The organism is Virgibacillus necropolis, assembly GCF_002224365.1.
Lineage (GTDB): Bacteria > Bacillota > Bacilli > Bacillales > Amphibacillaceae > Virgibacillus_F > Virgibacillus_F necropolis.
Genome location: NZ_CP022437.1, coordinates 4,254,355 through 4,276,209, shown reverse-complemented (window position 1 = coordinate 4,276,209; position 21,855 = coordinate 4,254,355). Strand labels below are relative to the sequence as shown.

Below are 21,855 nucleotides of genomic sequence, written 5' to 3'. Positions count from 1 at the left end.
TATCCGATTTAAGAGGAGATTCCTTCATGACATTTCATACCGAGAAAGTAAAACATATAACTCATATTCATTTAAAGGTTGCTAACCTAGAGCGATCACTTAATTTTTATCAAAATATATTAGGTTTTCATGTGATTGAACAACAGCCCAAGCTTGCAGTTCTAACAGCAGGTGGGATCAAATCTTTGCTAACAATTGAACAATTAGAAAATGCTAAACCATTAGATCCACGAAAAACGGGTCTATTTCATATTGCCTTTTTATTACCAAAGCGGGCAGATCTTGCGAAAGTACTTCGCCACTTTATTCATACTGGTTACCCCGTTCAAGGTGCGTCAGACCATCTGGTTAGTGAGGCACTATATATTGCGGACCCTGATGGGAACGGGGTTGAAATTTATGTCGATCGTGACCCAGATGAATGGGGCTGGGTTGGTGAGGAGGTCGAAATGAGTACATTGCCTTTGGATGCGAATGCCTTAATGAAAGAAGTTGCAGTGGATGGCTGGCAGGGGATGCCTGACGGAACTATTATAGGACATATTCATTTACAGGTATCTGACCTTGCAAGCATCGAAAAGTTTTATACACAAGGATTTGGGTTTGAAGTTGTAAATCATTTCGGGCAACAGGCTGTGTTTCTATCATCGGCAGGATACCATCATCATATTGGTACGAATACCTGGAATAGCATTGGAGGAAGTGAACCGAGCGATGAAGAAACTGGGTTAAAAAGCTATACAATAACCGTTCCTACAAATGAACGGTTAGAAATAGTAGGGCGCTTACAGAATCTAGGTGAACGCGTTAACCTTGATGGCGAACAATATCTTGTAAAAGACCCATCGGGGAATCGTATTTATTTCTAAAACTTGGTAGGAGTCTGCAAACACGTTGAAATCAGCTGACCTTCACAATTGGCTTTCTCCATAAGCATTTGGTATAGTGCTTGCATAAAAGAAATTGGAAGAAGGTTCAGCTTGAAGCATCCGTTGTTGCTGCTTCTACTATCACATGGGCGCAATTTGTTTAAATGTTTATGGTTATAATGGGTGTATATGTTGTAACCTTACATCCTAATACGAAAAATGAACGAATGAGGATAGCAAAAAATGGAGGGTAAATCGATGAATTTAGGAATCAATCAACGTAAAACGGAACATATTCGTTTGTGTCTAAACGACAATGTGGAAGGCATTAATAAAACAACTGGCCTAGAGGGAATTTCATTTATACATAACGCATTACCTGAAATTGACTTTAAGGATATACAATTAGATTCATCTTTTCTTGGCAAAAAAATTAATGCGCCATTTCTCGTCAGTTCGATGACTGGAGGATCGGAATTAGCAGAAGAAATTAATGGTAATTTAGCGAAGGCTGCTGAACAAAAAGGGTGGGCAATTGGGCTTGGGTCTACCCGTGCATTACTTGAAAGTGATGCACATAAAGACTCTTTTCTTGTGCGAAAGCACGCGCCAACAGCGCCACTGATTGCTAATATTGGTGCTGTTCAATTTAATTATGGTTATGGACCAGAAGAATGCCAACGAATTGTTGATTTGACAGAAGCGGATTCTATCGTGCTCCATCTAAATAGCTTACAGGAAATCACCCAGGATGAAGGGGATACTAACTTTCATGAATTACTCCCTAAAATAGAAGAAGTGTGTAAAAAGCTAACCGTACCAGTGGGTGTGAAAGAAGTTGGATTTGGAATCGATGGTACCGTTGCCAAACGATTATACGATGTGGGGATATCCTATATCGATGTTGCAGGTGCTGGCGGAACATCATGGAGTCAGGTGGAAAAGCTTCGTTCAAAGGATCCACTACGGAAAGCTGCAGCCGAGGCGTTCAACAACTGGGGTATTCCGACGAAGGATTGCATCGTATCAGTTAGGAGTGAATTAGGTTCTAGCGTGCCAGTTGTTGCGAGCGGAGGAATGAAAACGGGTGTAGATGCGGCGAAAGCATTGACGATTGGAGCAGATGTTGCCGGCTTTGCCCGTAAATTACTGCAGGCGGCTACTGAATCTGAGGAAGCAGTTCTCGAAACAATGGAGCAAATTGAATTTGAGTTAAAAATGACGATGTTTGGAATTGGTGTCAAAACAATTGATGAATTAAAAAATACGAATCGTGTAACTATCATGGGTCGTTCATTATTAGATGAAAAAAGCTAAAACTCTACTCGGGTTTTAGCTTTTTTAACTATAGTCGATAAAAAAACATCCGATTAAACGTAATTTTTTAATCTCGATTACATGAATTTATTCCCTCCAACCAATACTATCAGCAGGAGGGATCGTGTTATGCATGCATTTATTTTATCGTTTTTTCTGTTAACGGCGCAAGCAGCAAATGCACCACAGCAGTTAACTGTGACCGATCAAGGAGAGGCAGTGGAAAAAATTGAACTGGAACAATATGGTTTATCCTATTTGGATAACTTATTTATTAATCAAGATAAACTAAAAATTTTGTTAGATGAGCTAGACAAAAAGATATCCGTAGAACCAAAAAATGCAACGCTAAATAAGACAGGAGAAATTGTTGAAGGAAAACCTGGTATTAGGTTGGACAAACCTAAATTTCAGACCTTATTTAGCTCATCCTTTTATAAGGACAAACCCAAAAAAATTGAAGTCCCCACGAAAAGTAACTACCCTCGTGTAGATACGGAACTTTTGGCTGAGATCAAGGAAAAAGAAATTGGGCATTATGTTACGTATTTTAAAAAAGGTAATAAGGAACGATCACATAATATTAAACTTGCGACAGATGCCATTAACAATTATGTTGTTTTTCCTGGAGAAAAGTTTTCGTTTAATAAAATTGTGGGAGAGCGTACAACGGAAAAGGGCTACAAGAAAGCTCCAGTTATTGTTAAGGGGGAGTTGGCTGAGGATATAGGTGGCGGTATATGCCAGGTATCATCGACATTATATAATGCCGTTAGCTTAAAAGGGATAAAAATTGTCGAACGGTATTCACATAGCCGCAGTGTACCATATGTTCCACCAGGTCGTGATGCTACAGTAAGTTGGTGGGGACCAGATTTCGTTTTTAAGAACATGTATAACCAACCAATTTTAATTCGTGCAACTTCTGTTGACGGGAAAATGGATATCGGAATCTTTTCTTCAGACGCAGCGGAGCTCCATTCGAGTAAATAAGTTGCTCTACTGTTTAATTCAATACGTACCGGGTATTGTACTTAAAACGGATAGAAGGAGGATTACAAATGCCTTGGACATTAGATGATTATCCATCTTCACTCAAAAATTTAGATAAAGTCGTTCGAAAAAAGGCAATTGATATTGCAAATTCAATGCTTGATGAAGGGTATGAAGAAGACAGGGCTATCCCTATCGCAACAAGTCAAGCTAAAGAATGGTATGACAACGCTAGTCAAAGTGAAATTAATGAATACGAAAACAGCGGTAAACCAAGCAAGCGTTCTAAAGAAGGAAAAAAATATGAGAATAATCCAGAACGACTTGAGGAAGGCGAGCAAGTCGTTACCCATGATGATGGTTGGGCTGTGAAATCAAGCAATGCCAAGCGGCCAAGTGATGTTTACGATAATAAAGATGATGCGATTAAACGAGCGCGTGAAATTGCCAAAAATAAAGGAACAAAACTAACAATTTATAAACAAGACGGATCTGTGCAAAAGAATGAATCCTATTAAAGTAAGCCTCTCGATTATGTCGAGAGGCTTCTTTTTGTGTGGCGGGGATGTGTTACTGTCGCATGGGTGGAATACAGTCCGACAACGCAAAATACAGTCCGTCTGGGCCGAAATACAGTCCGACATCACAAAGTACAGTCCATCATGCAAAATACAGTCCGACAACGCAAAATACTTTCCGTACATCATTTTAACTGTCCGCTTAATTTTTTCGCGGTTAATTTTCTCTTCTTCCACAAATACTATAGGAAAATGGGAGGGTTAACAAATGGATAAACAATTAAATGACGACAATATAGAAAATAGTATGCTGCGCTTTATGCCTATGACATCGATTACGAGTGGAACTGGTACGCAGGTGCGAAATGATGTTTATTACTATACAGATCAAATCGTAAATATTTGCTTTATTGGTACGCCGGGGGTTGGTGAATGGGTACTGGTAGATGCTGGAATGCCAAAAGCCGCACCTGAGATTAAATCAGTTGTTCTAGATCGCTTTGGGCGGGAAAGTAAGCCGGCTGCAATAATTCTTACACATGGACACTTTGATCATGTAGGTGGGCTTGTTGATTTAGTGGAAGAGTGGGAGGTTCCAGTCTATGCCCATGAAAGCGAAATTCCTTTTTTAACTGGAGAAAAATCATATCCTGAACCAGATCCAACTGTTGAGGGTGGGTTGGTTGCAAAGGCATCCAAGCTCTTTCCGAATGAACCAATTAACCTTGGGAACTCTGTGAAACCCTTGCCTGCGGATGGTAGTATACCGGCGCCGGGACTAGAAGATTGGAAATGGATTCATACGCCGGGGCATGCACCAGGTCATGTATCTTTTTTTAGAGAAGAAGATCGAACATTAATTTCTGGAGATGCATGTATTACCGTAAAACAGGATTCATTTTATAACGTGTTGATGCAAAGTCCTGAGTTAAATGGGCCTCCGCGCTATTTAACAACTGATTGGCAGGCAGCAAAGGAATCAGTTGAAAAAATTGCATCCCTGAACCCAAGTGTGATTGTACCTGGGCATGGGTCAGCAATAGAGGGTGAAAAGCTGAAAAGTGGATTAAAACAATTAGTGGAGAACTTTGAACAGGTTGCGGTTCCAGATTATGGGAAGTATGTAGATAAGAAGAATCTACATTAAGTGCCAAGCACAATATTACCGATAAACGCTTATCCTATGCTACAATAGCTAACAGAAATGAGGTGTTAGTTAGTATGAAAATTGACGTCTATTCGGACTTTGGTTGTCCTTTTTGCTATATCGGAAAACGCAGATTGGAATTAGCTTTAGAACAATTTTCAAATAAAGATAAGGTAACAATCACATATAAAAGTTATGAGCTAGACCCGAATGCAGAAACAAACCCTGATAAAACGATTCATGAGTTACTAGCAGGCAAATATGGAATGAGTGTTGAAAAAGCAAAACAATCAAATGAAAATTTGGCCAATCAAGCAGCTGAGCTTGGCTTGACCTATCGATTTGATACTATGCAACCTACAAACACATTTGATGCACACCGGTTAGCGAAGTACGCTGAAAAACAGGGTAAGGGAAAAGAAATGACCGAACGACTGTTACAGGCATATTTTACGGATTCACTACACATTGGTGATTATGAAACCTTAACAAAATTAGCCGTTGAAGTGGAATTAGATAGTGCCGCAGTGTTGGATGTACTTGAGTCTACTGATTATGCGAAAGCGGTAAGAGGGGATGAACAAGAAGCGCAACAAGTTGGTGTACAGGGTGTACCCTTCTTTGTTTTTAATGAGAAATATGCGGTTTCTGGCGCACAGCCACCAGATGTATTTTCTGAAGTAATCGAAAAAGTTTGGGAAGAAGAAAACGAACAACCAATCTTACAAACGTTAAATCCGGGAAAGTCTGAGACGACTTATTGTACTGGAGATGGTTGCGAAGTTGATTCTGGTGAAGCAAAAGGCTAACATGCGGTAATCATGTTAGCCTTTTGCATAAGAAATAACTATGTGGCAAAAGTAAGGAACGTATTATGGAAAATGACTTGAAAGTGTAAAGTTGCCTGCAAAACATTGTCATACATGGGTTCGTACTGATTTTTTGCAAATAAGGCACTTGAATGTCTATACGGAATGTGTTTGAATGTAAGGACAAAGTTAAGAAATGAGGGATTCGTCTTATGAAAAAGATGATCATGTTAGTATTAGCATTGAGTTTAACCATAATATTAGCTGCATGTGGTGATGATTCTGAGTCTGCTAGTGATAAAAGCAAAGAAGGAAGCAAAGATAAGAAGACAGAGGAAACAGCGCAACCAGCAGCTGAAGATGTTAAAATTACGGATAAAGAAAAAGTGGACAAGGATAAAGTTGTCACAAAAATAAATGGTGAAGAAATCAAAGGTAAACAATACAATACTTCTTACGCGCAAACAAAAACGTTGATGAGCCAATATGGGCAAGATGTAAGTGATGTGAAAAATGTAAAAGAGCAAACACTAAACGTTATTGTTGAACAAGAACTTATTAAACAAGAAGCTACTAACAAAGGTATTGAGGTTACAGATGAAGAAGTTCAAAAACAATTTGAAACCATCAAAGAGCAAAATGCTGATCAATTCTCTGCTGTATTAGAGCAATACAATCTAACAGAAGAGACATATAAGGATCAGTTAGCATTTGAATTAACACTGCAAAAATATATGAAACAAGAAATTAAAGGAAAAGAAGTTACAGATGAAGAGGTACAAAAATATTACGACAAGCTAAAAGAACAAAGTAAAGGCCAAGAAGGCCAAGAAGTTCCTAAGTTGGAGGATGTTAAAGACCAAATTAAAGGTCAATTAAAACAACAACAGCAACAACAACAGCTACAAGCGAAAGTAGAACAATTAAAAAAGAATGCAGAAGTTAAACACATGATTTAAATAACTAATAAGGCTCCCATCAATTAATTGGTGGGAGCCTTATTTCTGTTCAGTTTGGCCGATCCAGTTCACTTGAAATGCCGATGAATCCGGGAAGTTGCTGATGCCGCTCCGGGAATGCTGAACCTCTCAGAATTTTGAGCTCCACGCAGGGCTCATCACTTTTTTACCGAAATAATCGATTTAAGTTTACTGATCAGTACGGTCATATCATCATTTGTACCAATCGTTATTCGTAAATAATTATCGATCAGTGGTTTGTTAAAGTGTCTTGTTAATATGTTCTGTTCTTTCAACAATGCATATATTTCATATGCCTCGATTTTATAATGCCTAATAAATAAGAAGTTTGTATCAGATGGTAACAACGTAAAACCAATCTTTTTCAAATCTCGCGCAACCCATTCTCGCGTACGTATCACGTTTTGGGTTATTTCGTTAAAATAATCCACATCCATTATTGCAGCTTCTGCTCCAGCGATGGCGAGCCGATCAATTGTGTAGGAATTAAATGAATTTTTAACACGATTTAGTGCTTCAATTAACATTGGATGCCCCATCGCATATCCGACACGTAATCCTGCTAGCGATCGTGATTTTGACATAGTTTGAACAACGAGTAGGTTTTCGTATTTATTGACTAAACTTACAGCTGATTCTTTTGCGAAATCAATATATGCCTCATCTATAATCACGACACTATTTGGATTGTTTTCTATGATATCGATTATGTGTGTTAAATTTAAATAAAGACTTGTCGGTGCATTTGGATTTGGAAAAATCACACCACCATCCGAATGAAAAAACTTATCAACAGCTATTGAAAAATCCCGATTAAGCCGAACTTCCTCATAGGATATATCAAACAGTTTTGCATATACCGGATAAAAACTATAGGTGATGTTTGGAAATCGGATGGTCTTTCCAGGTTCAAAAAATGCCATAAAACTGAATGCAAGAACTTCATCTGAGCCGTTTCCGACAAAAACTTGGTCAGCGTTAAGTTGATAATAAGTAGCAATCTTTTCCCGTAATGTATCAACGGTGGGTGAAGGATAACGACGCAGTTTCCGGTTTAGTTCTGCTTGGATTGCTTCCATTACCTTAGGCGAAGGTGGATATGGATTTTCGTTGGTATTTAATTTTAATAGATCTTTTGTTTCCATTTGTTCACCAGGGATATAAGGTTCTGTTCGCGTCACAGCGGAGCTCCAAAATTTATTCACGCTGATTAGCTTCCTTTTGGACATGACGTCCATACAATTCCTGTTTAATATCATTAATGGATACCCCGAGTATTTCCATTAATACGAGTGTGTGATAGGTTAGGTCGGAAATCTCCCACACTACCTCTTGTTTATCATTATTTTTTGCACCAATAATAACTTCACTGGCTTCCTCGCCAACTTTTTTCAAAACTTTATCGATACCCTCATTAAATAAATAGGTTGTATAGGATCCGTCAACTGGATTTTCCCGACGTTCTTTAATTTTATTGGTTATTTCGTGTACGACATTTCGTTCGATAGGGTCATTTGCATAAAGATTCTGGTAAAAACATGATTGCTCGCCGGTATGACATGCTGGCCCTTTTGGATCGACTTGAATCAACAAACTATCTGCATCACAATCAAATGAAATGTTTCGGACAGCTTGTTTGTTACCTGACGTCGCTCCCTTATTCCACAAGGTTTGCCTTGATCGACTGAAGAACCATGTTTCATTTGTTTCCACTGTTTTTGTTAACGATTCTTGATTCATATACCCAAGCATCAGTACATCACCAGTAGTGGAATCTTGTATAATTGCAGGGATAAGACCGTTCTCGTCGAATGTAAGTTTATCTATTTCTACTTGCATGCTTTCACACTCCTTATCGCAATATCGTTTTGAACTAGATAGTCTTTTAATTCTGGTATCCGAATTTCGTTATAATGAAATACAGACGCTGCAAGGGCTGCGTCTGCCTTACCTTCATTTAAAATAGTAGAAAAATGCTTCATTGATCCCGCACCGCCACTTGCAACGATGGGAATGTTAACATTTTCAGCAATTTGTTTTGTCAATGATACATGGTAGCCATCTTTTACCCCATCAGCATCCATCGCATTGATAACGAGTTCTCCCGCGCCAAGCTTCTCGCCACGAATTGCCCATTCAATTGCGTTCATAGCGGTATTTACACGACCACCGTTTAGAAATACGGTGATGTCGTTTTCACTAGTTGTTTTGGCGTCGATTGAAAGTACGACACATTGACTTCCGAACTTTAATGCTGCTTCTGTTAGAAGGGTAGGATTTTTAACAGCTGCACTGTTGATGGAAACTTTGTCAGCGCCAGCACGTAGCACACGGTGAACATCATCAACGGTGCGAATTCCACCTCCAACAGTGAATGGAATCGTGATTTCAGCAGCAACCTTTTCGACAATATCCAGAAAAATATCTCGATTATCACTTGAGGCTGTAATGTCATAAAAGACAAGTTCATCTGCACCTTCATCACTATATCGTTTAGCCAATTTCACAGGGTCTGCCACGTCTTGTATGTTTTGAAACTTTTTCCCTTTCACAACACGTCCTTGATTGACATCTAAGCATGGAATAATTCGTTTAGCGAGCATTGTTATCATCCTTTAAAATGGCGTCCAAGGAAAGCGTACCATCATATAATGCTTTTCCAAGAATTCCGCCGTACAAATTCATTTTACGTAGTTGATTAATATCCTGAAGGCTGGAAATTCCTCCCGAGGCAATGATGTTTTGTTTGGTTGTGTCATTAATCACTGCCAGTTCGTCAAAATTAGGCCCCGCCAACATACCGTCTTTTAAAATGTCAGTATAAATAATAGTTTCCACACCAAGCTCATCAAGCTCCTGTACCAAATCAACCGCAGCTACATCACTGGTATAGGTCCACCCATTTGTCGCGACCATGCCTTTACGTGCATCAATAGAAACAGCAATCATAGAGCCAAATGTAGCTATTGCTGCTCGCAAGAAAGCTTTATCCTCAATAGCAGCTGTACCAATAATTACCCGGCTGACACCGATTTTCTGGTAAGCTTCAATACTTTTAATTGAACGTATTCCGCCACCAACCTGGACTGGGATTTGAACAGCTTGGACAATCGCTTCGATGGTAGACAAATTAGTCATTTTACCTGTTTTTGCGCCATCTAAATCAACGACGTGGATGTACGCGGCTCCTTCGCTTTCCCATTGTTTGGCTACTTCTACCGGGGAATCACAGTAAATACGTTCCTGATTGTAGTCACCTTGTGTAAGGCGTACACATTTGCCATTTCGAATATCAATTGCTGGAAAAAGTATCACGAAATCATCTCCCCGAAATTCTTCAATAATTGTATACCTGTTTCACCGCTTTTTTCCGGATGAAACTGCATACCAATTACATTTTCTTGTTGCACAATTGCTGGTACCTGGTCACCGTATACACAATTGCTTACAAGTGACTCCTTCTTCATTTTTGTAACGTAATACGAATGCACAAAATAAACATATGCTTCGTCATCAATGCTTTTAATAATCTGACTTTCTTGGTGATGCGTGAGTGTATTCCAACCCATATGTGGAACTTTTACTGTCGGCGCTATTCGCTCGATAGTACCGCTTAATAAGTCTAAACCATTCCATGTACCATCCTCGAAGCTTTGTTCATAAAGCAATTGCATGCCTAGACATATGCCGAGAAGGGGTTTTCCAGATGCAGCTTCTTGTTTTAGCACCTCAATTAAATCATGTGCCTCCAAAGCTTTCATCGCATCGTTAAATGCTCCTACACCTGGTAAAACGATCGCATCACAAGCTTTAATGGTTTCTTTATCTGAGGTGATACACGTTTTTAAATCTAATTTATCAAAAGCAAATTGTAAGCTTTTGATATTTCCAGCACCATAATCTATTATTCCAATCATGTGGATGTCTCCTTTTTATCGCAGTTTAACGGGCAGCCACACTTAATGAGGTTTCTTTATAGGCTACCCTTGGTTGATGGAACACCTTTGATTCGTGAATTCTCTCTTGTTGCTTCATCAAGTGCTCGACCAAAGCCTTTGAAAATCGCTTCAATAATATGATGGCTATTTTTGCCATAATCCAGTTCAATATGAAGTGTAAGGTTGGCGTGGCGGACGAACGCCAAGAAAAACTCCTCGACAAGCTCCGTATCAAATTCGCCAACTTTATCCTTTAATCCATCAACTCGATAAACAAGATAGGAACGCCCACTTATGTCAATGGAAACAGTGCTCCGTGCTTCATCCATCGGGGTTGTAATCGTCGCGTATCGATTTATACCTACTTTCGAACCTAATGCTTGATTAATAGCTTGCCCTAATACAATCCCAATATCTTCAACGGAATGGTGCTGATCAACTTCCAAGTCACCATCACAAGTAAGGCTTAGATCAAACAATCCATGCTTAGTCATAAGTGTTAGCATATGGTCAAAAAAACCAATTCCTGTTTGAACAGTTGAAGTTCCATTACCATCTATTGTAAATTCAGCTTTTATTGATGTTTCATTTGTCTTTCGCTCACTTGTACTTGTTCGCATTTGATTCATCCTTTCTTATCTAACTATAAACGAGCGAATGCAGCTTTGAACAGGTCAGTCCGTTTTTCTCACACGAATCGCGTTTGCGTGTGCTGTTAATCCTTCAGCTTCAGCTAATTTAACAATGGAATCAGCTGCTGATGAAAGAGCATCTTGCGTATAGTGAATGACACTTGATTTTTTGACGAAATCATAGACCCCAAGTGGAGATGCAAATGCAGCAGTTCCGTTCGTTGGTAACGTATGGTTGGGACCAGCAAAATAATCACCTAACGCTTCTGGGGAATAATTCCCGAGAAAAATTGCACCAGCATTTCTGATTACTGGTAAGTGATTGTATGGATTTTCAACCATGAGTTGCAAATGTTCAGGCGCAATCTCATTGACGAGTTCAAACGCAACCTCTAGTGATGGGCAAACAATTAAACGTCCATTACGTTCAATTGAAATGTTAATAATTTCTTTTCGTTCAAGTGTTGCCATTTGTTTCTTCACTTCATCCTGAATCGCGTTTGCCATTTCTTCAGAGGTAGTAATACAAATAGCACTTGCTTCCTCGTCGTGTTCTGCTTGAGATAGTAGATCAGCTGCAACATATCGAGGGTTAGCGGTTTTGTCAGCCACAACACATATTTCACTTGGGCCCGCAATCATATCAATCGATACATCGCCATATACCATTTTTTTGGCTTGTGCTACGTACGAATTGCCAGGTCCAACGATCTTGTTTACTTTATCAATTGTTTCCGTTCCATATGCGAGTGCGGCAATGGCCTGGGCACCTCCGACCTTGTAGATGTGATCTACACCAGTTTCATAAGCTGCTGTGAGCACATATGGATTAACCTTTCCATCCGCTTGCGGTGGTGTGACGATACTAATAGACGTAACACCTGCAAGTTTGGCAGGAATCACATTCATGAGAACAGTAGATGGATAAGCAGCTTTTCCGCCTGGAACATAAATGCCAACCCGATCAAGCGGGGTGACCTTTTGACCTAAAAATACGCCGTTTTGTTCGCCCATGAACCAAGATGTTTGTTTTTGGGCCACGTGAAATCTCGTTATATTTTCCTGTGCTTCTTTTAACGCAGTGATAAACGACTCTCCGACGATATTACGCGCTTCCGTTATTTCTTGCTCATCCACCCGTAATTTGTTGACCTGAACGCAGTCAAATTGCTTCGTAAAGCTGAATAGGGCATCATCACCCTGTTCCTTGACGATTGATATAATATCGGTAACCTTGGCAAGTAGCGATTGATCATGTTGTGTGCTAGCAAGGCTGCTCTGTTCAGATAAAAATGCTGATTTCGAAATGATTTTCATAAATTCTCACCCCAATACATTCTGAATTTGACTTAGCAGGTTATGAACACGTGTAGACTTTGTGGCAAAACTTGCTTTATTAACAATCAGTCGTGTACTAATATGGTCTAATGTTTCAAAAACCTCTAACCCGTTTTCTTTTAATGTTGTACCAGTTTCCATAATGTCCACGATTACATCGGCCATTCCGATTAATGGTGCTAGTTCAACCGAACCATTTAGTTTAATTGTTTCAATTTGTTTGCCTTGTTTACGAAAGTGCTCCATAGCAATTTGTGGATATTTTGTTGCAACAGTTAGCTTTTTTGTATCGGTGTATACCGTTTTATTTACTCCAGCAACGACAAATTTACATGAGCCAAATTTTAAATCCATCAAGTCATAAATGTTTGACCCTGATTCTTGAATATTATCTTTCCCAACTATTCCAAGATCAGCTGCACCAGTTTCTACATATGTTGGCACATCCACCGCTTTCACATAAACCATTTTTATTTCTAACGAATCATCATAAAAGATTAACTTTCTGCTTTTTGGAGTAAAGGATGGAAAGTAAATGTCTGCTTTTGCTAGTAGTTTAATAGCTTGTTCAGCAGTGCGCCCTTTTGCCAAAGCTAATGTTAAAGAATTCAATTAAACATCCTCCTCTCGCTGCCTGATTAACCGTAATAAATCATTTTGATCTGTAAACGAAGTAGAACGATTTACATGCTCAAGTAGTTGTTGATCATTTTCATATCTTACTAGGCTAGTAGAAGCAGGTGGATTACACTCCTTAGCAGTAAGTTGCTCTGTGTATACGCGATACCCTTGGTAACGTAGCATAGAAGCAGACTTTATGGCATCACGTTGTCTTGTTTTTTCATATAACAATACAATGTCAATGTCAGTTTTTACTTCAGGGAAGAGATTATGTTGATCCATCGCCTCAACTAAAAAGTCAACGTCAAATGCAAAGCCGATTGCTGGTATTGTAGCGTTTAATTGATCTGCTAATTGATCATATCTCCCACCCATTAGAACGGGCTTACCAACGTTTTCTACAAATCCTTGAAAAATAATGTCGGAGTAATAATCCATATGGTTAATCAATCCAAGATCCAAGGAGACGTCATTTTCCACTTCATAAAATTGAAGAATTTCATACAACTTTTTCAATTTTTTTAGTTTATCTTTCATCTGCTCGTTTAACGCAATTTCCTCCGCGCGATTAATAACTTCCATGAAATTGCCGTATAAAAATGGGACCTGTTGGATGAAGGTGCTTAGTTCATCTTGAATAGTTAAGTCTCCTAATAAGCGGTTAATTTCCGAAATGTTTTTGGCTTGAATAAGCAATTGGAGTTCACTTTTTTCAGCCTTTGTGAGATTAAGTAGCTCTAATAACTCACGAAAAAAACTTGCCTGACCAATTTCTAATTTGAATGAATCAAATCCTAAATCACGTAATGTGTGAATAGCTAAGGCAATTACTTCAGCATCCAGCTCCACTGTACTTGGTCCAAAGTTTTCAATACCAGCCTGTGTTTGTTCGTTTTTGGCCTGTTGGTCGCTTGAATGACGAAATACTTCCGATATATAAAATAATGGTTGCTCTGGTGATTGTACTTGATTTAATGAGGCAAGCATTCGCGTTATAGGAATCGTCACATCAGGTCTTAACACTAATATTTTTCCAGACGGATCAATTACTTTAATCATCTTGTCAGGATGAACCGTTCCAGTTATTGATTGGTATAAATCATATTGTTCTAATGTAGATGTTTGTATTTGTCGATATCCATAGGTAAGGAATCGTCTTTTTATCGTTTTTAAAAGATATGATTTTTTTGAAAAGTCAACTACACTTGTATCATTGGTATTATCAAAAATATCTTGATACATCATGTATCACCTACCATTCGCTTTATTACTTTATCGCTTTATCTAGTTAAAGTTATCTGTTATTGTAGTAGGTAATAGAGAAAAAGTCAAGACGAGGAGTGTTAGTATGTTTGATTATCATGTTCACAGTAATTTTTCTGCTGATTGTAGTACACCAATGGAAAGAAGTATTGAGCGTGCGATTGAGTTAGGGTTACACGAAATCTGTTTCACTGAACATATTGATTATGAGTATCCAGATCCAACGATTGATTTTGATTTGGATTTACCAAGCTACGCTAAAAAAATAAAACAACTACAACAGAAATATCAAAATTTAATTACGATAAAAAAGGGTGTTGAGCTTGGAGTTCAGCCATATTTATTAGATCGCTATGACCAATTAATGAAACAAGAATCATTTGATTTTGTCATCTGCTCGATGCACACGGCAGATAAAAAAGATCTTCATTCTGGTGATTTTTTTAAAGGGAAGTCGCAGGTAGAAGCCTATGAAACGTATTATCAGGAATTACTTTATTGCGTAAAAAACTATCATGCATATTCTATATTAGGGCATATCGATTTAGTGAAGCGATACCAGGCAGAACCGGCAAACCATGATTTTACCGACATCATTTCGGCAATATTTAAAGAGATTATCTCTACTGGGAAAGGAATAGAATTAAATACATCTGGGGTTAGGTATGGTTTAACTAATGGGATGCCAAGTACAGATATTTTAAAATTATATTTTGATATGGGTGGGGAAATAATAACATTAGGTTCAGATTCGCATTCTGAACAAACGATTTCGTTTCAGTTCAAGGAATCGCTTGAATTACTAAAGCAAATAGGATTTCGCTATATTGCAACCTTTGACAACCAATCCCCAACATTTCACGCCATAAAGTGAAGCAAAAAGCTGGGTTAAATGGTATAATGAAGCATAAGAATAAATTTGTTTTATAGCTGGCGTGGTGTGAGAAATGAAAAAAGTATTATTAACAATTGCAGGATCTATCTCATTGGGACTAGGGCTACTCGGCATTATTTTACCACTTCTCCCGACTACTCCATTTTTGCTACTTGCAGCTGCATGCTATGTACGGAGTTCAGATAAGCTGTACCAATGGTTAATCACAAATAAGTGGTTCGGATCATATATTAAAAACTACCGTTCAGGAAAAGGAATACCGTTAAAAGCGAAAATAGTAAGTATTTCTTTATTGTGGATTTCAATGGGATATACTATTTTTTTCGTAATTCCACTATTTCTTGTCAAATTACTTTTATTCCTAATAGCTGGAGTTTTCACCATAGTTATTTTAAAACAAAAAACATTATATAAAACATAGTAGGTAGGGGAGTACGATTGTTGAAAAAGAAATACATCATCCAAATTACGGCTTTCCTCATCATCATTGTAGGTATCGCTGTGATTACGTATCTGCCTGAGAAAGCTGAGTCACGGGGACATGACTCACCGCCGACGGTTTTTGTTCATGGGTATAAAGGAACAATTAACTCATTTGGCAATATGTTATATCGCTTTGAAGAGCAGTATGAATGGGGAAATAAATCACTTATTTACAAGATATCAAATAACGGAAATATTAGGGTTTATAACTTGAATAAAGGGAGAGCAGAACCTGTCTTCATTCAAGTGATATTAGAGAACAATCGGGCAAGTTTTAGGGATGGAGCTCAATGGTTATCGACTGTTTTAAGTCATATGAAGCAGCATTATCAAATTGATAACGTAAATATTGTTGGTCATTCCATGGGCGGTTTAATTTCAATGAAATATATTGAAGAATACCAAAATAATATGGAACATCCAGTTACAGAGAAGCTTGTAACTATTGGCAGTCCATTCGATGGCGTATATAGTCAAACGTATTTCCAGATTAATCATGATGCGGCTGCGACTGACTTGAAGCCAAATTCTGCAGCACTACAATTACTTCGAAAGACTAAAGAAACAATTCCGGGTGATCTCGAAGTATTAAGTATAGGCAGTACTGGAGACCTGATAGCAAAGCCAAAAAGCGTTAATGCAATACGAATGATTATACCAGCGGATCAACTGAAAACCGTTATGATTGAAAACAATCAATTAGGACATAGTGAATTACATGAAAATCAGCAAGTCGATCAGTTGATTTATTCTTTTTTATGGAAGTAAAAAAGTAAAATAGAACGAAAATATGGTAAAGGAATGATCTGAGTGGAAAATTATCATCATGCGTATGAAAAACTAATTGAACTTACATCTGAGAAAAATGTGATGGTGAATGAACACTTGAACAAGCATACATATACAAAATTAGGTGGGAAAGCAGACTTCTTCGTAACTCCTGAAACATACGAACAAGTACAGAAAATAGTTAAGCTTGCAAACAAGGAAAACTTACCTTTCACATTACTCGGAAATGGATCTAATTTAATTGTGAAAGATGGTGGAATCCGAGGAATCGTGCTGAATCTCAAGCAGTTATCCTCTATTCAAACTGACGAGACAGCAATCGTTGCACAAAGTGGTGCAAGAATTATTGATACATCCCGGATGGCATTATCTAAAAGCTTAGCAGGTCTTGAATTTGCATGTGGAATTCCAGGTTCAGTCGGAGGAGCATTATTTATGAATGCTGGTGCTTATGGCGGGGAAATTAAGGATGTTTTGGAAAGTACCATCGTAGTAGACCGAGAAGGTAATTTACTTGAGCTTTCAGCAGATCAACTAGATTTGGATTACCGTACAAGTAACATTCCTGATAATGGATATATTGTGTTAGAGGCAACGTTTTCTATGAAAAAAGGAAGTTATGATGAAATTAAAGCAATTATGGATGACCTGACATTCAAAAGAGAATCGAAACAGCCTCTGGAATATCCATCATGTGGTAGTGTATTTAAGCGCCCACCAGGTTATTTCGCGGGGAAATTGATCCAGGATAGCAATCTACAAGGGAAGCAAATTGGTGGAGCACAAGTCTCGTTGAAGCATGCTGGATTTATCGTTAATGTAGACAAATCTTCCGCCAAAGAATATATTGATCTGATTCATTTTGTTCAAGATACGGTGAAAGAAAAGTTTGGCGTAGGATTAGAACGAGAAGTGAAGATAATTGGGGAAGACCTAACTTGATAGTGAATGGCTATAAGTAAGGCAGGTTATATCTTTACCCAGGTAGTTTTATGCTAGTAGACAGAACTGGTAACTTTTACAGTAATGCTGTTTACTAAAAGATTGTTGTTTTTGACACGAAAAATATAAAATGCGACGTAAGGCTGGTTGATTTCCGCTGCGGGCAGTCGCTTTCCGCGGGCGGCTGGTGAGCCTCCTCGTGCTGTCGCACTGCGGGGTCTCACCTATGCCTATCCTCCCGCAGGAGTCGACTGCCCTCCGCTCCAATCAACTGCCATAAATTGAATGCTATTTTTATAATAAAAGCAAGCAGTGATCAAGTAAATTGAAGTTGTTAAGCAAAAACCCAGTGAAGGAGATCCACGAAGACTAGTCGAAAAGAAAAGCATTTTTTCTTCGTGCGATGCCTTTTCAAGGAAGCCTTCCTTATGCTGTGAGAAAGCTAAGAGGGCACTGAAAAAGTGTGGATTTTAAAAATTTAACATTTCACTTTAACTTAGCATCCTCGAATATACGGAGACTCCTGCGGGAAGTAAGAGATCGGCGAGACCCCGCAGGACGGCAGTCCGAGGAGGCTCGCCACTCGCCCGCGGAAAGCGAAGTATATTCGAGGATGCGACGGTAGATCCACATATTTTGTACTACACTTACCTTTTTCAATGGCCTCGAAAGCGAAGTGGGTTTTCCTGAACAGTTGTCCAATCAGCAAAACCAGCACCAATGTCGCATTTTATATCAACTATGGTGATATTAGCAACAAACTATGCGAAAACAGCCTATGGTAAAGATCAGATAAAAAAGCTGACTCCAGGATCCCTCATCCCGGAGTCAGCTTTTCCATATCTAAGTCCTAAACCGGTGTAAAAAGCTTTGCAGTCTTTCATTATCAGAATCCTCAAGAACCTCCATCGGTGGGCCTTCTTTTGCAATTACGCCACCGTCGAGAAATAGGATCCTGTCAGCAATATCACGAGCAAATTCCATCTCGTGGGTAACGAGTACCATTGCCATTTCCCCTTCTTTAGCGATTTCGCGAATTACTTCAAGCACCTCGCCGACTAATTCTGGATCTAAAGCAGACGTAACCTCATCAAATAACATAATCTTAGGCCGCATTACCAATGCTCGGGCCATTGCTACACGTTGCTTTTGTCCACCTGAAAGCTGGTTTGGATAATTATCTAACTTATCGCCTAGTCCAACCTTTTCTAGCATTTCAATTGAATGGTTTTTAGCTGATTCTTTGTTTTCTTTTTGCACATGAATTGGTGCTGTCATACAGTTTTCCAAGATGGTCATATGTGGGAAAAGGTTAAAGTGTTGGAACACCATTCCGATATCACCGCGTACTTGGCGTAAATGTTTTTCATTTGCGGGGACAAGTTGTTCTCCCTTCTTCATGTGCCACAGGTTTTTCCCATCAACAATGATGCTTCCCTGTGTAGGTTGTTCAAGTGTCATCAGCATTCGAATAATAGTTGTTTTACCAGAACCACTTGGACCGATAATTGCAACCTTTTCAGCAGGTTTAATATCTAAGTCAATTCCCTTAAGTACTTCCACATCACCAAAAGATTTATGAACATCCTGGTAACTAACAATAGGTTCAGTCATTACTAACAGCTCCTTTTTTATCAAATCGTCTGTTAAATTTACGTTCAAGTTTATTAACTAAGATTGCAGACGGATAGCTTAACACAAGAAATAAGATTGCCACAATTGTTAGTGGTTCTAAATATCTCCAGTGATCAGCACCATAATTATTTGCCATTGCTAGAATACCAACAACTCCGATCGTTGATGCTAGTGGAACTTCTTTAAACATAATGATTAAATAATTTCCCAGCATTGGAATGGTTGGGGGTATAGCCTGTGGCAGAATAATTTTTGTCCATTTTCTTCTCGTTGAAAAGTTTAGTGCTCTGGATGCTTCCCATTGTCCTTTATCAACACTATTAATTCCAGTTCGATACACCTCACCAATATACGTGCTGTAGTGAATACCTAGTCCGAGCACTGCACTTGTGAAGGGGTCTAATGTCATTCCAACTACAGGTACCATTGGCCATGCATAGTAAATGAAAAATAACTGCACAAGTGGTGGTGTGGAACGAATGAACTCCATAATCCACAATAAAATCCATCTAACTGGCTTTATAGGGATTTGTCTCAATAGGGTCCAGACAAATCCAAATAGTAATGCAAATAAATAACATGCAATTGTAAGTGCAATTGTTATTCCGAGACCTTCTATAATTATAGGAAAGGACTCGAAGAATATATCCCAGCTCCAATTCATTAGCTTGCCACCCCTTTCTTAGAAGCACTTTCCATTTTCTTGGTAAGCCAAATTAGCGGTAAGGCAAGAATAAAATAGAATACTAGTACTAACAGATAAACAGTTGGTGCTTGAGAAAGATTGGAGCTTCGTAAAATATCACCGTAATATAAAATGTCCATCATACCTATTAAGGAGACGAGGGATGTAGACTTTAACATTAGAATGAGATAGTTACCGAATTCTGGAAGCATCATCCGAACTGCTTGAGGGAAGATTACGAGTCTCATGCGTTGAAAGCGTGACATGTTTAGTGCTGTAGAGGCCTCTGTTTGCCCTTTTGCTACAGATAGAATCGAGCTACGAACGACTTCAGACATATATGCTCCATAGTTTAATGAGATTGCTAGTACACCAGCCCAAAAGTTACTACCTATTTCGATGCCAAACAAAATTGGTAGCGCATAGTAAAGCCAGAATAATTGCACGATTAATGATGTCCCACGAAAAACTTCAACATAAAATCCTGTGAATTTTCGGAGGATAACATTAGATGAAAGGCGGCAGAAACCTGCAATAAATGCCATTAGATACCCCAAAACTACTGAGGCGAGAAGAACCGTAACTGTTATTTCTACACCCTTCATTAAAACGGGAAAAATCTCAATTATTGCATCGATGGTAATCACTCCTTCTTTGTTGATTTCATTAAAAAAAGCATAGGGTCTGACCCCCTGGGTGAGGGAGCCAGACCCTATGGAGTCTATGTTTCTATTCTAAAATAGTTAATACTGTTCACCACTACAGATACCCTCAGTTGTAATATCTGCTGGTACTGAATTGTTCTCAGCACTAAAGCCATTTGCTTCTAAAAGCTCTTTTACTGTTCCATCTTCTTTAAGTTCAGCTAATTTTTCATTATATGCTTCACGTAGTGTGTCACTATCCTTATGGAATGCAGCAGCACCATAGCTTGGAATACCTTCAATATCAGGTTGTTCGAAATCAGAAACGAACTCTAGGTTATCTGAGTTAGAAGTTTCCAAAGCCATTTTAAGTGACATTTCTGTACCAGTTGTCGCAGATGCACGACCTGATGATACTGCAGAGAATGTTGCTGGAATATCGGATGCACTTTGAATTTGATCTTCACTTACACCTTCAGATTTAACATACTCATTTTCTGTAGCTCCTTGCATGATCACGACCGTTGCATCTGGATTATCCGCAATATCTTTATAACTGTGAAGATCTAACGGGTTTCCAGCCTGAACAACCAATCCTTCACCATACATCATTTCTGGTTCGCCAAAGTCGGCATTTTCGCAACGGTCAGGGTTTATTGCCATTCCTGCTGTAATTACGTCAAATTTACCTGCATTTAGCCCAGGAATGAGCTGGCTAAAGTCCGCTAATTTTCCTTCAACGGTATGAATGCCAAGTTCCTTGAAAACTGCTGTTGCGATATCTACCGCAGCTCCTTTTAATTCACCATCTTCTTGATATGCGTACGGTTTTTCATTGGCAAATCCAACGGTTACTGTACCTTTCTCCTTCAACTGTGTTAATAAATCTTCACTACCCTCACTAGAACCACTTGATTCCTCAGAACCACAGGCTGCTAATAAAATAAGTGAAAAACAAAACATGGAAACGACTACTAATTTCTTCATGTTCTAAATGACCTCCCCTTAATTTTAAAGAGCATTGAGTGAATTTAAAATTTAATCAATACCCCACCTTTTATCTTGTGTCATGTCTACTGAACTAGGTATTAATGACCAAATTTTATTGAAAAAAATAGTTGGTTATGTATAGTGATATTTCTTTCAAGCAGACACTCTATAATAATATCGATATATTTATTTTTTCTCAAACACGGTATATTTAGATAATTTTAAATAAATGAGCAAATATCCTCTATAAGACAACTAAGCTGTTCCATCCCATTAATTTCTTATGTATTATATCTTATCCTTGGATATGCTCCATATTTGCTTTGGGAAGTATACTGTATACATAAATTAAAGTAGATAATAGACA

The 21,855-nt window shown here is 38.5% G+C and carries 24 protein-coding genes; 11 read left to right on the top strand and 13 right to left on the bottom strand.

What is annotated here, in order from left to right; translation table 11 throughout:
• Positions 1 to 26 precede the first annotated feature (26 nt).
• The 7 genes from CFK40_RS20380 to CFK40_RS20350 all read left to right on the top strand — a co-directional run bounded on the left by CFK40_RS20380 (position 27) and on the right by CFK40_RS20350 (position 6,612).
• Positions 27 to 869 carry a VOC family protein gene (locus tag CFK40_RS20380; protein WP_089534185.1) on the top strand — a complete coding sequence of 281 codons (843 nt, stop codon included), beginning with the start codon at positions 27 to 29 and terminating at the stop codon, positions 867 to 869.
• A gap of 258 nt (positions 870 to 1,127) precedes the next feature.
• Positions 1,128 to 2,186, top strand: coding sequence for a type 2 isopentenyl-diphosphate Delta-isomerase (gene fni, locus CFK40_RS20375; protein ID WP_089534184.1), 1,059 nt, complete (start codon positions 1,128 to 1,130; stop codon positions 2,184 to 2,186).
• A gap of 129 nt (positions 2,187 to 2,315) precedes the next feature.
• A complete protein-coding gene (locus CFK40_RS20370; RefSeq protein ID WP_089534183.1) occupies positions 2,316 to 3,179 on the top strand; it encodes a VanW family protein in 864 nt (287 codons plus the stop codon).
• 68 nt (positions 3,180 to 3,247) lie between these two features.
• On the top strand, positions 3,248 to 3,697 hold the full coding sequence (locus CFK40_RS20365; RefSeq protein ID WP_089534182.1) for a DUF2188 domain-containing protein: 450 nt from the start codon (positions 3,248 to 3,250) through the stop codon (positions 3,695 to 3,697).
• Between the two features lie 268 nt (positions 3,698 to 3,965).
• On the top strand, positions 3,966 to 4,844 hold the full coding sequence (locus CFK40_RS20360; RefSeq protein WP_089534181.1) for an MBL fold metallo-hydrolase: 879 nt from the start codon (positions 3,966 to 3,968) through the stop codon (positions 4,842 to 4,844).
• A 74-nt stretch (positions 4,845 to 4,918) separates the two neighbouring features.
• Positions 4,919 to 5,653: a DsbA family oxidoreductase gene (locus CFK40_RS20355; protein ID WP_089534180.1), complete on the top strand. Its 735-nt coding sequence runs from the start codon at positions 4,919 to 4,921 to the stop codon at positions 5,651 to 5,653.
• A 212-nt stretch (positions 5,654 to 5,865) separates the two neighbouring features.
• Positions 5,866 to 6,612, top strand: coding sequence for a SurA N-terminal domain-containing protein (locus CFK40_RS20350; RefSeq protein ID WP_089534179.1), 747 nt, complete (start codon positions 5,866 to 5,868; stop codon positions 6,610 to 6,612).
• A 158-nt stretch (positions 6,613 to 6,770) separates the two neighbouring features.
• Here CFK40_RS20350 and hisC read toward each other — a convergent pair whose 3' ends face one another.
• The 9 genes from hisC to hisZ are packed head-to-tail and all read right to left on the bottom strand — an operon-like array spanning position 6,771 to position 14,407.
• A complete protein-coding gene (gene hisC, locus CFK40_RS20345) occupies positions 6,771 to 7,838 on the bottom strand; it encodes a histidinol-phosphate transaminase (protein ID WP_089534178.1) in 1,068 nt (355 codons plus the stop codon).
• Positions 7,831 to 8,472 (bottom strand): bifunctional phosphoribosyl-AMP cyclohydrolase/phosphoribosyl-ATP diphosphatase HisIE, encoded by a 642-nt coding sequence (gene hisIE / locus CFK40_RS20340; protein ID WP_089534177.1) that lies wholly within the window; start codon positions 8,470 to 8,472, stop codon positions 7,831 to 7,833. The genes hisC and hisIE overlap by 8 nt, the downstream gene beginning before the upstream one ends.
• On the bottom strand, positions 8,463 to 9,236 hold the full coding sequence (gene hisF / locus CFK40_RS20335; RefSeq protein ID WP_089534176.1) for an imidazole glycerol phosphate synthase subunit HisF: 774 nt from the start codon (positions 9,234 to 9,236) through the stop codon (positions 8,463 to 8,465). Before hisF ends, hisIE begins: the two co-directional genes overlap by 10 nt.
• Complete coding sequence (gene hisA, locus CFK40_RS20330; RefSeq protein ID WP_089534175.1) at positions 9,226 to 9,948, bottom strand: 1-(5-phosphoribosyl)-5-[(5-phosphoribosylamino)methylideneamino]imidazole-4-carboxamide isomerase; 723 nt, start codon at positions 9,946 to 9,948, stop codon at positions 9,226 to 9,228. Before hisA ends, hisF begins: the two co-directional genes overlap by 11 nt.
• Positions 9,945 to 10,550 carry an imidazole glycerol phosphate synthase subunit HisH gene (gene hisH, locus CFK40_RS20325; protein WP_089534174.1) on the bottom strand — a complete coding sequence of 202 codons (606 nt, stop codon included), beginning with the start codon at positions 10,548 to 10,550 and terminating at the stop codon, positions 9,945 to 9,947. The genes hisA and hisH overlap by 4 nt, the downstream gene beginning before the upstream one ends.
• A 56-nt stretch (positions 10,551 to 10,606) precedes the next feature.
• Positions 10,607 to 11,191 carry an imidazoleglycerol-phosphate dehydratase HisB gene (gene hisB, locus CFK40_RS20320; protein ID WP_089534173.1) on the bottom strand — a complete coding sequence of 195 codons (585 nt, stop codon included), beginning with the start codon at positions 11,189 to 11,191 and terminating at the stop codon, positions 10,607 to 10,609.
• A gap of 54 nt (positions 11,192 to 11,245) precedes the next feature.
• Positions 11,246 to 12,520 carry a histidinol dehydrogenase gene (gene hisD, locus CFK40_RS20315; protein ID WP_089534172.1) on the bottom strand — a complete coding sequence of 425 codons (1,275 nt, stop codon included), beginning with the start codon at positions 12,518 to 12,520 and terminating at the stop codon, positions 11,246 to 11,248.
• 6 nt (positions 12,521 to 12,526) lie between these two features.
• Positions 12,527 to 13,153, bottom strand: coding sequence for an ATP phosphoribosyltransferase (gene hisG / locus CFK40_RS20310; RefSeq protein ID WP_089534171.1), 627 nt, complete (start codon positions 13,151 to 13,153; stop codon positions 12,527 to 12,529).
• Complete coding sequence (gene hisZ / locus CFK40_RS20305; protein ID WP_089534170.1) at positions 13,154 to 14,407, bottom strand: ATP phosphoribosyltransferase regulatory subunit; 1,254 nt, start codon at positions 14,405 to 14,407, stop codon at positions 13,154 to 13,156.
• Positions 14,408 to 14,510: 103 nt separating this feature from the next.
• Here hisZ and CFK40_RS20300 point away from each other — a divergent pair, with 103 nt between their 5' ends.
• The 4 genes from CFK40_RS20300 to murB all read left to right on the top strand — a co-directional run bounded on the left by CFK40_RS20300 (position 14,511) and on the right by murB (position 17,534).
• A complete protein-coding gene (locus tag CFK40_RS20300; RefSeq protein ID WP_089534169.1) occupies positions 14,511 to 15,299 on the top strand; it encodes a histidinol-phosphatase HisJ family protein in 789 nt (262 codons plus the stop codon).
• Between the two features lie 73 nt (positions 15,300 to 15,372).
• Positions 15,373 to 15,741 (top strand): YbaN family protein, encoded by a 369-nt coding sequence (locus tag CFK40_RS20295; RefSeq protein ID WP_089534168.1) that lies wholly within the window; start codon positions 15,373 to 15,375, stop codon positions 15,739 to 15,741.
• A gap of 20 nt (positions 15,742 to 15,761) precedes the next feature.
• Positions 15,762 to 16,571, top strand: coding sequence for an alpha/beta fold hydrolase (locus tag CFK40_RS20290; RefSeq protein WP_089534167.1), 810 nt, complete (start codon positions 15,762 to 15,764; stop codon positions 16,569 to 16,571).
• A gap of 42 nt (positions 16,572 to 16,613) precedes the next feature.
• Positions 16,614 to 17,534, top strand: a complete 921-nt coding sequence (gene murB, locus CFK40_RS20285; RefSeq protein ID WP_089534166.1) for a UDP-N-acetylmuramate dehydrogenase — start codon at positions 16,614 to 16,616, stop codon at positions 17,532 to 17,534.
• Between the two features lie 843 nt (positions 17,535 to 18,377).
• Here the strand turns inward: murB and ehuA are convergent.
• The 4 genes from ehuA to ehuB form a co-directional block, all read right to left on the bottom strand.
• The gene (gene ehuA, locus CFK40_RS20280) at positions 18,378 to 19,148 is read right to left on the bottom strand and encodes an ectoine/hydroxyectoine ABC transporter ATP-binding protein EhuA (RefSeq protein WP_089534165.1); all 771 of its coding nucleotides are present in this window, start codon (positions 19,146 to 19,148) and stop codon (positions 18,378 to 18,380) included.
• Positions 19,141 to 19,833, bottom strand: a complete 693-nt coding sequence (gene ehuD / locus CFK40_RS20275) for an ectoine/hydroxyectoine ABC transporter permease subunit EhuD (RefSeq protein ID WP_089534164.1) — start codon at positions 19,831 to 19,833, stop codon at positions 19,141 to 19,143. Before ehuD ends, ehuA begins: the two co-directional genes overlap by 8 nt.
• A complete protein-coding gene (locus CFK40_RS20270) occupies positions 19,833 to 20,459 on the bottom strand; it encodes an amino acid ABC transporter permease (RefSeq protein WP_089534470.1) in 627 nt (208 codons plus the stop codon). The genes ehuD and CFK40_RS20270 overlap by 1 nt, the downstream gene beginning before the upstream one ends.
• A 138-nt stretch (positions 20,460 to 20,597) precedes the next feature.
• The gene (gene ehuB / locus CFK40_RS20265) at positions 20,598 to 21,485 is read right to left on the bottom strand and encodes an ectoine/hydroxyectoine ABC transporter substrate-binding protein EhuB (RefSeq protein WP_089534163.1); all 888 of its coding nucleotides are present in this window, start codon (positions 21,483 to 21,485) and stop codon (positions 20,598 to 20,600) included.
• Between the last annotated feature and the right edge of the window lie 370 nt (positions 21,486 to 21,855).